The organism is Pseudomonas sp. PAMC 26793, assembly GCF_000313235.1.
In the GTDB taxonomy this organism is placed as follows: domain Bacteria; phylum Pseudomonadota; class Gammaproteobacteria; order Pseudomonadales; family Pseudomonadaceae; genus Aquipseudomonas; species Aquipseudomonas yamanorum.
Genome location: NZ_AMXG01000058.1, coordinates 206,745 through 219,351 on the forward strand (window position 1 = coordinate 206,745; position 12,607 = coordinate 219,351).

Annotated in this window: 8 protein-coding genes; 2 read left to right on the forward strand and 6 right to left on the reverse strand. The window is 59.7% G+C overall.

Annotation, left to right across the window (positions count from 1 at the left end; genetic code table 11):
• Window positions 1–49: 49 nt before the first annotated feature.
• Window positions 50–1,282 carry an NADH:flavin oxidoreductase/NADH oxidase family protein gene (locus tag D109_RS0131485; RefSeq protein ID WP_017480426.1) on the reverse strand — a complete coding sequence of 411 codons (1,233 nt, stop codon included), beginning with the start codon at window positions 1,280–1,282 and terminating at the stop codon, window positions 50–52.
• Window positions 1,283–1,351: 69 nt separating this feature from the next.
• Between D109_RS0131485 and D109_RS0131490 the strand changes: the two genes are divergently transcribed.
• Window positions 1,352–1,777: a MerR family transcriptional regulator gene (locus tag D109_RS0131490; protein ID WP_017480427.1), complete on the forward strand. Its 426-nt coding sequence runs from the start codon at window positions 1,352–1,354 to the stop codon at window positions 1,775–1,777.
• Here the strand turns inward: D109_RS0131490 and D109_RS0131495 are convergent.
• From D109_RS0131495 to acnB, 4 genes are all read right to left on the reverse strand, one after another.
• Complete coding sequence (locus tag D109_RS0131495; protein ID WP_017480428.1) at window positions 1,749–3,869, reverse strand: TonB-dependent receptor; 2,121 nt, start codon at window positions 3,867–3,869, stop codon at window positions 1,749–1,751. The genes D109_RS0131490 and D109_RS0131495 overlap by 29 nt on opposite strands.
• An 11-nt stretch (window positions 3,870–3,880) precedes the next feature.
• Window positions 3,881–5,095, reverse strand: coding sequence for an MFS transporter (locus tag D109_RS0131500; protein WP_026078345.1), 1,215 nt, complete (start codon window positions 5,093–5,095; stop codon window positions 3,881–3,883).
• Window positions 5,085–7,061 carry an IucA/IucC family siderophore biosynthesis protein gene (locus D109_RS0131505; RefSeq protein WP_017480430.1) on the reverse strand — a complete coding sequence of 659 codons (1,977 nt, stop codon included), beginning with the start codon at window positions 7,059–7,061 and terminating at the stop codon, window positions 5,085–5,087. Before D109_RS0131505 ends, D109_RS0131500 begins: the two co-directional genes overlap by 11 nt.
• Before the next feature lie 301 nt (window positions 7,062–7,362).
• Complete coding sequence (gene acnB / locus D109_RS0131510; RefSeq protein WP_017480431.1) at window positions 7,363–9,963, reverse strand: bifunctional aconitate hydratase 2/2-methylisocitrate dehydratase; 2,601 nt, start codon at window positions 9,961–9,963, stop codon at window positions 7,363–7,365.
• Between the two features lie 394 nt (window positions 9,964–10,357).
• Between acnB and D109_RS0131515 the strand changes: the two genes are divergently transcribed.
• Window positions 10,358–10,828: a DUF1289 domain-containing protein gene (locus D109_RS0131515; protein ID WP_026078347.1), complete on the forward strand. Its 471-nt coding sequence runs from the start codon at window positions 10,358–10,360 to the stop codon at window positions 10,826–10,828.
• Between the two features lie 822 nt (window positions 10,829–11,650).
• Here the strand turns inward: D109_RS0131515 and D109_RS0131520 are convergent.
• Entirely contained in the window at window positions 11,651–12,511 is an 861-nt protein-coding gene (locus D109_RS0131520; RefSeq protein WP_017480433.1) for a universal stress protein, read from the reverse strand.
• Window positions 12,512–12,607 lie beyond the last annotated feature (96 nt).

The following is a 12,607-nucleotide window of genomic DNA, read 5'->3' on the forward strand; positions in this document are numbered from 1 at the left end:
AAGCTGCTGATCAGTAAAGGACAGTTCCATGGCGCTGAATGCTCCCCGCTCAATGTGAAGAATTGGTCATCGCGGCTCGATATTGGCGGGTGCGACGGGCGATAAAGAGTTGGTCTTTTATCAACGCCAGCAGCGGCGCCACCCCGGGGTTCGGCCGGCGGCCACGGCTCAGGCGGCGCAGCTGATAGCGCACCACTGCCATGTTCGCCAGGCTGGCCAGGGGTTTGCGCTTCCAGCGGATCGGCGGCAGTTGCGGGTTGAGATCGCGGCCAGCGCGCCACTGCTTGATCAGGTGCGGCTCCAGGGTCAGGGCGGTGGCGATCCCGGCCATGGCGATGCCGCTGTCCAGTACTTGCTGGACGATTGGCAAACGGCGGATACCGCCGGTGACCATCACCGGCATGCTGGCGACTTTCGCCAGGTCGCTGGCCATCTCGATGAAATAGGCTTCGCGGGCCAAGGTGCGTCCGTCGCGAGCCTCGCCTTGCATGGCCGGGGCTTCGTAGCTGCCGCCGGACAACTCCAGCAGGTCGATGGCCTGCGGGTTGAGCAGCTCGACCACGGCGCGGGCGTCGGCGGCGTCAAACCCGCCACGCTGGAAGTCGGCGGAGTTGAGTTTTACTGCCACGCAGAAGTCAGGGCTCACAGAGGCGCGCACGGCCTTGACCACCTCCAGCAGCAGCCGCGCACGGTTTTCCACGCTGCCGCCCCAGCGGTCCGTGCGCTGGTTGCTCAAGGGCGAGAGAAACTGGCTGAGCAGGTAGCCGTGGGCGGCATGGATCTGCGCGCCGCTGAAACCGGCTTTTTCGGCAAGACGCGCGCTGGTGGCGAAGCGCGAGATGACGTCCTGTATATCGTCCTCGGTCATCGCCTTGGGTTGGGCGAACATCTTCGAAAAGCCGCCGAGATCGAGGGCCACCGCAGACGGAGCCAATGCTGGCTGGCCGAGGTTGGCCATGGTCTGTCGGCCCGGGTGGTTCAGCTGTACCCAGAACTGCGCGCCCTTGGCCCGGCCAATCGCGGCCCATTGGCGAAACTTGTCCAGGTGACGTTCGTCTTCCAGCACCACGCCGCCGGGGCCGGTCATGGCGTGGCGGTCGATCATCACGTTGCCGGTCAGGATCAGGCCGGGTTCGCCTTCGGCCCAGGCTTGATACAGGCGCATCAAGGCCTCGGAAGGCGCCTGGTGTGCATCCGCCATGTTCTCTTCCATCGCCGCCTTGGCGATGCGGTTACTGATGAGCTGGCCGTTGGGCAATTGCAACGCTTCAAAGGGTGACATGCTTGACTCCTCACAATGGGAGCGCTCAGGCTAAGCTTAAAGGTCACTTTAAGGTCAAGCGGGTAAAGCATGAATATCGGCGAGTTGGCAAAACTCAGCGGCCTGTCGGCCTCAAAAATTCGCTTTTACGAGGCTGAGGGGCTTATCCAGGTTGAACGGCAAGCCAATGGCTATCGCCGTTATGCGCCCCAAACCCTGCAGGCGTTGCAGTTGATCCAAGGCGCTCAGCGCGCAGGTTTCAGTTTGCAGGAGCTGAAACAGCTGATGCCGGATGCCTCGCCCAGCGAGGCCAGGCGAGCAGAGATTGTCTTCGGGCTTGAGCGAAAGATCGAGGAAATCGAGGTGATACAGGCGCGTCTGGAGCAAAGCAAGGCTGAGTTGCGGGCGGTGATCGAGACGGTCAAGGCTCACCCTGAAGGCGAGCCTTGCTTGATCAGCGGGAGCTCGCTTCCGCGTGCAGAGGTTATTACCAGTCGACGGCATAACTCAGGCTGAACGTACGGCCTTCAGCATTCGGGTAGGGCGCGCGGGCGTTGGCCTGGGCAAACATGTTCTGGTAGTTGCGGTTGGTCAGGTTGTAGACCCCGCCCTCCAGGCGACCCACCGGCAACGCTACCGAACCTAGCAGGTCGAACAACGTGTAGCCCTTGATATCGCGGCCGTTGTTATCGTCGAACGCGGCGTCATAGTTGGCCAATCGCATGCCTTGCAGGCGCAGGTTGTAGTCCCCACGGTCGTAACCCACGAAGGCAGTTGTCTTGGCCGGTGAAATACGCGTGGCAGGCAGGTCGATCCATTTGCCGTTCTGGTTGGTCTCGCCCTTGGCGTACGCGTAAGTGCCGCCCACCGACCATTGATCCGTCACGTTATAGGTCAGGGTTGTTTCCGCGCCGCGCACGCGCTCTTTCTGGTTGATCAAGCGCAGTACGCGGTCGTTGGCGTCATAGAACTGGGTGACGTCCGAGGTGTTCTCGTACGCCGTGACGCTGGCCTGCCACTTGTCCCAGTTGCCACGCCATCCCAACTCATAGCTGTTGACCTTGAGGGCCTGGGCATTGAGTTTCTGGATGTCAAAGGTGCTGTTGACGTCACGCAGGAAACGCTGGATATCCGGCAGGGAAAAGCCTTGGCTGAAGTTGGCGAACACGTCCTGGTTTTCGCTCAGGTGGTACACCGCGCCTAGGTTGTAAAGGGTGTCGTTGTATTTCAGGGTGCCGCCGGGGAGGGTCGCCCGATTGCCTGTCTGGACGATTTCCCCGTAGGCGATGCTGTCGGAAATCTCGCTGTCGATCCATTCGCGGCGCACGCCGCCACGCAGTGTCCAATCGCCAATGTCGTAGGACAGTTGACCGAAGATGGCCTTGTTGGTGGTCGTGATGTCCGGCCCCATTTCAAAGGTCGTACCGGTCTTGGTGTAGCTCAGCCCATTGACCCGATATTGATCACCGCGCTGGGTTGAGGTTTCGTGATTGTAATCGGCACCCCAGACCAATGTACCGGTGGCCGAGCCGATGTCTGGCATGGCGCTTTCGATGGCTGCCCGCAGGCCGTACACATCCTGCACGCTATTGTTGTCGGAAATCCCGGCTCTGCCCCGTGACAGGTCCGGAAAAAACAAGGCGTCGGCGCGGCGCCAATAGCTTTCGACCTGCAAGCCCTGGCCGTAGAAATCCTTGTCGGTGTAGTTGAGGTTGACGGCCTGGTTGTGGGTGAACGGTTGGTCATCCAGGTCCAGGCCTTTTACTGCGACGGCTTCGCTGGTGATGCGTGGGTTCTTGGTGTAGTGGGTATCTTGCTGGTCTTTGTAGTCCTGCAGCGACAGGCTGATCTTCTTGTCGGCGTCCAGCTCGTAGCCGAAGCGACCTTGCAGGTCGTAGGTGTCGGTGTCCATGTTGCTGCCCTGGGACGTGTCCTGGGGGATGCGGTGTCCGTTCCCGTCAAATTGATCGTTGCGCTGTACGCCGTTGGCCGATACGTACCAGTCCAGCGCGTCCTTGCGCCCGGTGGCGCTCTGGAACACGTCGTAGGCAAAACCTTTCTTGTTGAGATTGTTGCCGGAAGTCAGGCCAATCTTGCTGCTGAATGCCAACGCCTCACCGTTGTTGCGCTTGGTGATGATGTTGATGATGCCGCCGGATGCGCCCGCTCCGTACACACTGCTGGCGCCGGAAATCACTTCAATGCGCTCGATGCTTTCCGGGGCGATGCTGTTGAGCTGGCGGAAGTTGTCTCGCGTCGAGTTCTGGGAAACCCCGTCGATCAGCACCAGTGTGTTTCGCCCGCGCAGGGTCTGGCCGAAGTTACTCATGCCTCCGGTGGAGGGGGAAATACCCGGAACCAGCTGGCCGAGGATGTCAGAGACGCGACGTCCCGCACCGGTTTGCTGGGTGATCTGATCTTGACTGATCACCTGCACAGAGCCGGGAATCGAGGCGATGCTGGCCTCTGTACGGGTGGCGGACACCACCACTTCCTGTAACTGCATGGCGTTGGGTGTGGTGGGCGCCGTTTCGGTTTGATCGGCCCACGCCGGGGTGCTCAACGAGCCGATAAAGGGCAACAGGATAGAAAGTTGGAGTTTTTTCATTTTTTTCTTTTTTAGTGTTGAGAAGTGTTGGTGGTGGTGGAAACAGTCGTTTCCGGCATTTTTGAGAAAGACCGAATGGCACGGATACCCAGTGCAGCCAACGCGTATGTGAGGGCGACGAGCCAGAAGCTGTGCGCCAACCCAATGAGCCCCATGCCGATGCCACCGATCAGGGCTCCGCACAACGCGCCGGCTTTGGCGGCGCTGTTGCCCAGGCCCAGCGCGAAGCCTTGCTGGCTGGACGCGACCGTGTTGGCGATCAAGGTGTAAGCAACGGGCAGTAGCGCGCCTTGCCATACGCCCCAGAGCAAGCGGCTGGCAATAAAGCCCATCCACTCACTGGCGATCGCAGTAAAAGCGAGGGTCAGTGCGCAGGCCCAGGCAACCCATTCAATGACACGCAGGGTGTGCGCCGGTTGATGGCGGTCGAATAACCGCCCCCAAAGCGGCGCGGACAGTGCGAGCGTGGCGGCGCTGGCGGCATAACTGGCGCCGATCAGCCAGGCGGGCGCGTGCAGGATGTCTGCCACGTACAAGGCATAGAACGGCTGCGGCATCATTTTGGCCGCTTGAATCAGCACGATGACGCCGAGCATCGCTCCCAGCCAACCCTTGGGCAGCTGGGTATGTGGCGGTTTTTGCTTGTGGGTTACGCGCTGCGTATCGCTGGGCAAAAACACACTGATCGCCGCGCACAACAGGCAAATGACGGTGGCGCTGTAGCACAGCAACGCGAACCCCGAGACATCCATCAGCCAGCCACCCAGCACTGGGCCGGCCAGTGAGCCAACGGCCGTCGCCGATTGCAGGCGGGCAAGAATTTGCCCGCGCCCCCCGTCGCCACAGCAGGCCAGAGCGTAGGCTTGGGCCGCTGCAATAAACCCGGCGAGCGCTCCTTGCGCCACCCTGATGCCCACCAATAGCCATGGATCGAAGGTGATTGCGGCCAGGGCCTGACACGCTGCCAGCGCCAGCAACGCCCGAATGATCATGGGCTTGTGGCCGGTTCGATCACCCAGCCGCCCCCAGGCGGGAGTCAGCACCATAGCCGCCATCATCGGCCCGGCGTACACCAGTGAAGACAGCAGGCCGGTGTACTGGGCGTTGGCGATGCCAAGCAGTTTCTGGATCTGCAAGGGCCAGAAAGGGCCGCTCATTTCCATGGCGCCCATGGACACCAGTTGAATGCAGACCAGCAACCTCAGGGCTGCGCTGTTAGTTGCCATCGACTTGAACGCTCAGCGGGTTGCACAGGCGCCCGACGATATCGGCATGGCTCTCCAGCAAGCGCATGCGCATAAACGATTTGGCGGGCCAGTCCTGTTCCAGCAAGGCCTGGCGTTCCGTGGCCCAGCGCTGCGGTTCGACCTGGCCGCGCAGGTCGTCGAAGCATTGGCTGACCTGTGAAGCCAGCTCACCCCACAGCAGCGCCTGGGGGACGTCGAATTCGCGGGCGCCGAGCAGCACCAGTTCGCCCAGGTGACACATGAAAACCGTGTGCAGCAGTTTGTCGCGCACGAAGCCTGCGTCGTCATACAGCGTCATCTTCGGGTCGTGCAGTTCGATGTCCAGGCCCTGCGCATGCAACGTCTTGCGGTCGATACGGATGTCGCCGAAGTCACGCAACAGCAGGCGGCTCAGTTGTCCGTCTGCGGCCATGATCATGAAGCTGTTCTGCTGGTGGGCTTCGAAAGCCACGCCGTAGCGCAGGTACATATTCAGCAGGCCAGGCACTGCAATCGCAACGTAATCACGGAAAAACGCTTGCATGGCGCCGCTATCGTCCTTGCCCTGTGCCAGATGCACCCACTGTCGCAACAGCGGCTGGCCGTGCTGGTCGACGGCGAACAGGCTGCCGACCGGAACCGCTATTTCCCCGGGCTGCAGTTGGTTCAGCGGGTTGTCCCGGTACAGCACCGCCAGGTGACGAGAGCGCTCGTCGTCTGCCGGTTGTGGCTTGAAGTGCACGCCGATGCGTTCGGGAACGATGCCGAGAATCTTCTGAACCTCCGGCTCGCGAGCCAGGATGGTTTGCATTAAGTGGCTGATGCGCGGGCCCATGCGCGCCGAGCGTGGCGATACGGTGCGTTGCACGCTGGTCAGGCGCAGTGAAACCGGCAGCTTGACCATCGGTGCATCACGCCGTCCCTCGGGCAACACGGTGCGGAACGACATGGTGGGATGTGCGGTAAATGCGACGATGTCGGTCAGCACCAACAGCCGGTCGCCGATTTCGTTGGCAAAGGTCTGTGGCAGCTCCTGGCGGGCTTGCCACGGGTGCGCAGGCAGCGGCAGGTAGTCTGCGGCCTCAAGGCCTTGGCGCGTCAGTTCAGCCGTCAGTTGCTGGGCCGCGTGTGGAAAGTGGGCTTGCCACCACTGCCAGTAGTCGGCGGTGCCAGCCAGTGATTCGACATGAGCAAACTGGCGGTGCAGCGCGCAGAGGATCACCGGAAAGCGGGCTTCGAACTCCGGTGAAAAATCGATGACTTGGTCGGTGCTCAAGCCAAGCTTGGTCTTGTAGTTGGGGTGCCATGGGTGGCCCAGGGTGCCCCATTGCTCAAGTAACGAGGTCGGGTTGGCAACGCGTGGATCGTCCTTGAGCCATGCCAACAGATTGTCGCTGTGTGCCGGGTCCATGGCCTCGTGCAAATGGAGCGTCCACTGCTGATGGAACGCCAGGCACAGCGTGTCGTTGGTGAAGCTGTCATCGAGCTCTTCGTTGAGGCGGTGCAGCACCTCGGGAGCGGCAGGCGCCTGGAGATCGTTGTTGAGCAGGGTCAGCAGTTCCGAAGGAAACTGGACCTTGTGAGGTGGGTATTCCCCGCTGTGTGCGGTGATATTGCCACGCAGGTCCCAGCTGCTCATGCGCCCCGGGAGCAAATGGTCGAAGCACAGGCGGGTTTGGTCGCAGAGGGTCAACCAGCATCGGTGGTGGTCGTCGTACTCAAGGGCGTTTGCGTTCAGTAACCCCTCACGGAACAGCGCCTGAATCAAACGTTGGAAGCTGCGCTCGGCGGCTGGCGCCAAGGTGTTGATCAGGGAGTCGAGTGTGATGCGATGGGTTTGGAAGAGGGGAGTGCCGAGTGCCTCGCTCCAGCGAGTCAGTAGCCATTGCGGTTTTGTGCTGTATTCGTACTTCAAGTGGGAGTCCTTTTGCGCAGCCTTGAGTAAAAGCAGGCGAAGGATACCCATTTTAAATGCGGAAACCAATGATAATCATTGTTATTCGCAGCGCTGTTTTTGTATTTTGATACAGCCGACGGGCCTTCCAGCGGTCCGAATAAACCGCTCTATCCCGCGGATTCATTGACGTTTGTGGATGATTTAATGTTCTGACGGAATGCTCTGTATCGAAGTGTAAATATTACTGACGCGAATACAGGACCGATCTTACGGACTATTTGGGGCTGTCTCGGATAGAACGATTTTCTGCAGGCATAAAAAAACACCGCGTACCTTGCGATACGCGGCGTTCCTTTACAGCAACAAAACCTTAGGCTTGAACCACAGGAATGTTGGCGCTTGCAGCAATTTCACGGAACTCGGCGATCTGGTCAAAACTCAGGTAGCGATACACGTCGCTGGCCATGGTGTTGATCTTCGCGGCGTATTCCATGTACTCCTCAACGGTCGGCAGGCGACCCAGGATGGAAGCCACCGACGCCAGCTCAGCCGAAGCCAGGTAGACGTTTGCGCCGTCACCCAGGCGGTTCGGGAAGTTACGGGTCGACGTCGACACAACGGTCGAGTTCGGCTCTACACGTGCCTGGTTACCCATGCACAGCGAGCAGCCCGGCATTTCCATGCGCGCGCCAGCCTTGCCGTAGATGCCGTAGTAGCCTTCTTCGGTCAGTTGGTGAGCGTCCATCTTGGTCGGCGGCGACAGCCACAGACGGGTTGGCAGCTGACCCTTGACCTGATCCAGCAATTTGCCGGCAGCGCGGAAGTGACCGATGTTGGTCATGCACGAACCGATGAACACTTCGTCGATCTTCTCGCCAGCAACACTGGACAGCAGACGAGCGTCGTCCGGATCGTTTGGCGCGCAGAGCACAGGCTCTTTGATGTCGGCCAGGTCGATCTCGATGATTTCAGCGTATTCGGCGTCAGCATCGGCAACCATCAGCTCAGGGTTGGCAACCCAGGCTTCCATCGCTTGGGCACGGCGTTCCAGGGTACGCGCATCGCCGTAGCCTTCACCGATCATCCAGCGCAGCAGGGTGATGTTGGAGTTCAGGTACTCGGTGATGGATTCTTTCGACAGCTTGATGGTGCAACCGGCAGCCGAACGTTCAGCCGAGGCGTCGGACAGCTCGAAAGCCTGTTCGATGCTCAGGTTGTCCAGGCCTTCGATTTCCAGGATGCGGCCGGAGAACGCGTTCTTCTTGCCTTTCTTCTCTACGGTCAGCAGGCCAGCCTGGATCGCGTAGTAAGGAATGGCGTGAACCAGGTCACGTAGGGTGATGCCAGGCTGCATTTCGCCTTTGAAACGCACCAGGATCGATTCCGGCATGTCCAGTGGCATAACGCCAGTGGCTGCGGCGAACGCCACCAGGCCGGAACCGGCCGGGAACGAAATGCCCATTGGGAAACGGGTGTGGGAGTCACCACCGGTACCGACGGTGTCCGGCAGCAGCATACGGTTCAGCCAGCTGTGGATGATGCCGTCGCCTGGACGCAGCGATACACCGCCTCGGGTCATGATGAAGTCAGGCAGGGTGTGGTGGGTGGTCACGTCGATCGGCTTTGGATAAGCCGCGGTATGGCAGAACGACTGCATTACCAGATCGGTGGAAAAGCCCAGGCACGCCAGGTCTTTCAGTTCGTCACGGGTCATAGGACCGGTGGTGTCCTGGGAGCCGACGGTGGTCATCTTCGGTTCGCAGTAGGTGCCTGGACGAACGCCAGCCACGCCGCAGGCCTTGCCGACCATTTTCTGCGCCAGGGTGTAGCCCTTGTCGCTTTCAGCCGGCGCTTCCGGCAGCTTGAACAGGGTCGAAGGCGGCAGGCCCAGCTCGGCGCGAGCCTTCTCGGTCAGGCCACGGCCAATGATCAGCGGGATACGACCGCCAGCACGGACTTCGTCCAACAGGACCGGGGTCTTCATTTCGAAGGTGGTCAGGACTTCATCGCTGTTGTGCTTGGTGACTTTGCCAGCATGCGGGTACAGGTCGATCACGTCGCCCATGTGCATGTTGGTGACGTCGAATTCGATTGGCAGTGCGCCGGCATCTTCCATGGTGTTGTAGAAGATGGGAGCGATCTTGCTGCCGAAGCAGAAGCCGCCAGCGCGCTTGTTCGGCACGTAAGGCACGTCGTCGCCGAAGAACCACAGTACCGAGTTGGTTGCCGATTTACGCGACGAACCGGTACCGACCACGTCACCGACGTAGGCGATCGGGAAGCCTTGGCTGCGCATTTCTTCGATCTGCTTCATCGGGCCGGTCTTGCCTTGCTCATCCGGCACGATACCGTCACGGGCCATTTTCAGCATGGCCAGGGCGTGCAGCGGGATGTCAGGACGGGACCAGGCGTCCGGGGCAGGGGACAGGTCGTCGGTGTTGGTTTCGCCAGACACCTTGAACACGCGCAGGCTGATCTTGTCGGCCAGGGTCGGGCGGTTCTTGAACCACTCGCCGTCGGCCCAGGACTGGATCACGGCTTTAGCGTGTTCGTTGCCGTTCTTGGCTTTTTCCGCGACGTCGTGGAAAGCATCGAACATCAGCAGGGTGTGCTTGAGTTGGGCGGCAGCGACGGGAGCCAGGGTGGCGTCGTCCAGCAGTTCGACCAGGGTCACGATGTTGTAGCCGCCTTGCATGGTGCCGAGCAGTTCAACAGCGCGTTTCTTGTCGATCAGAGGGGAAGTGGCTTCGCCCTTGGCCAGGGCAGACAGGAAACCGGCCTTGACGTAGGCAGCTTCGTCAACGCCTGGTGGAATGCGGTTGGTGATCAGGTCAACGAGGAATTCTTCTTCGCCAGCCGGGGGATTTTTCAGCAGCTCGACCAGGCCTGCGGTTTGTTCGGCGTTAAGCGGCTGGGGAACGATACCCAGGGCTGCACGCTCTTCGATATGTTTGCGGTAGGCTTCAAGCACAGTTATTACCCTCATCAGTGGTCCCACGGGACGCTCATCCAGAAAAGCACGGCACGCATGCGCTCAGGGGCTTTTTGGGCCGTAGAGCCAGCGCTGCCGGCAATCCTCACAGAAGCTGCTTTCAAAGTTTTACGCCTGCAGAACGGAGCTGATGAGGGTTGGCGCTGGCTATTTACCGGGTAAATAACCATCGCCAACACCGTTCTTTAGGAACGACTGTGCTCGTGACGCTTTGAAAACAGCTTCCAACGGATTATTGGCGCCTTACAAGGCCGGATGATTCTACGGCAAAAAAAATCTAAACGTAAGTTGCGTCGCCAAGTTTGCGGGGTGATCAACCTTAGACAAAGGGCTAACATGTGCAACTGTTTCGCTGATTTGTGCGTTGTCGACCATGTCTAACCAAACCATCAAGACCCCTTGCGTAGGCCTGTGCTCCACGGTTTACGGCGATCTTGTGTGCCGGGGGTGTAAGCGGTTTCACCATGAGGTGATTCAGTGGAACGGGTATAACGAGGAAGAAAAGCGTGCGGTCTGGCTGCGGCTGGAGCAGTTGTTGGTGCAGGTAATGGCTGGGAAGCTAGAGGTGTTTGACCCGAAAATCCTGCGGGGGCAGTTGGAGCAACGCAAGATTCGGTTTGTGCCGCATCAGTCGGAGTATTGCTGGGCGTATCAGTTGATTGCCCGGGGGGCTCGGGTGATCAGCAATCTTGAGGCTTACGGGATGGTGTTGATGCCGGAGTTTCGGGAGTGGGGGTTGCCTGAGTTGCGGGATGCGATAGATCGGGAGTTTTTTATTTTGTCCGAGGCGCATTATCAGCGGTATATCGCGCCGGGGTTTTTGCGGGATGCTTTTGCTGGCTGACTGTGTACATATCCGTTGCTGCGGTAACGGCTGCTTATGGTTCCGCTCTTACAGCGGGTCACTTTTTTACAAACGCCTAAAAAAGTAACCAAAAAACGCTTTGCCCCACCACTCGGTGCCTCGCCTAGGCTCGGCATGCCCGCACTCCGGCCCGATTCCGCGGGCCGCCGCGACGGGCCATCCATGGCCCGGCGCGGCTAAATCGGCATCCCTGCCGATTTACCCGCTCCACCGTGCCTACTTGCGGCCATCGTGGTTAACGGGGCCCGCAGATCAAAATCAAAAGCAGATCAAAAGCAGAGCACAGCGGCCTACCGGCCGGCTTGAGTGTTAGAAGGCCAGAGATCCAGAGCGAAAACAGAGCTGCTTTTCTGTGGGAGCTGGCTTGCCTGCGATGCAGACAACTCGGTACATCAGGTACACCCAGTTGATGCCATCGCAGACAAGCCAGCTCCCACATTTGACCGTGCCCGCTTTAGCTTTTGATTTTGCTCTTCAACACCCAAGCCGGCCGGTAGGCCGCTGTGCTCTTGCTTTTGATCTTGATCTTAGGCGCCCCGTTAAACCACGCTGGCCGAACGCAGGCTTTGGAGCGTGGGTAACCCGGCAGGACGCCGGGTTAGCCGCGCTGGGCCATGGATGGCCCATCGCGGCGGCCCACGGTCCAAAGCCGGAGTGAACACCGAGCCTAGGCGAGGTGCCGAGTGGTGGGGCAAGAGCCCTTTTGGTTACTTTTGGGGCTCTTTTCCAAAAGTGACCCGCTGTAAGAGCGGAACCAATAGCCGCCATCACCCAAATAACGGATATGCCCCCAAAAAAGCCTCACCCATTAGCCAGCTCCTCCAGATGATCCATCAACTCCTGCGGCTTAAGCACCAACACATCACTGTCCACCGCATCCAGCACCACCTCCGCCGTATTCCCGATCAACGCCCCCGAAATCCCCGTACGCGCCACGGTACCGATAATGGTCACCGCCGCCTGCCACTTATGCACCGCATGAGGAATCAACACATCCGCCGGCCCTTCCTCGATATGCAGATGCGTGTCATCAATATCGAATTCCGCCTGAAACGCCTTGCACTGCTCGCGATACCGCGCCTCGATCGTCTCCTTGAGCTGAAACACCGGGTCAGCCGCCGACAACATCGGCGACGGATGCGCACTGATCACATGCAACTGCGCCTTGGCCAGGCTCGCGATATCAAACCCATGATCAATGATCGAGTTATGCAGCGCCTGGTGCTCGGCATCCGAATTGCCCACATCGATGGCCGCCAAAATCACCCCGCCAGCCCACGGCGTGGACGTCTTCACCAGCAGCACCGGAGTAGGGCAGTAACGCATCAGCTTCCAATCGGCAGGCGTCAGCAACGCCTTTTTCAGCGGACTGTCCGCGAAATGCTGCTTGACCACCAACCCACACCCCTCAGCCTGCTGCACATCGATGATGGTTTCATGCAGGCTGTCATTCCACGCCTGTTCAGTCGTGACGCTGTAACCATCCTCCTGCAAACCGGCCTTCAGCAGGCTCAACATCGCCGAATGCTCGTGCTTCTTGTCACACACCAACAGATGCAAATGGGCCCCGGTGACGCCGGCAATCAGCTTGGCGCGCTTGAGGGCCAGGCTTTCCGAATGTTCAGGCTCGATGACCACCAGGATGCTGCGGATGGCTTGCATGGTCGGGTTCTCCAAAAAAGGGGGGGCGTGGAACAACTATAGTTGCTGCCCGGCACACGTCATGTTGATGCACATCAAGCCCAGTGGCTGGCGGTC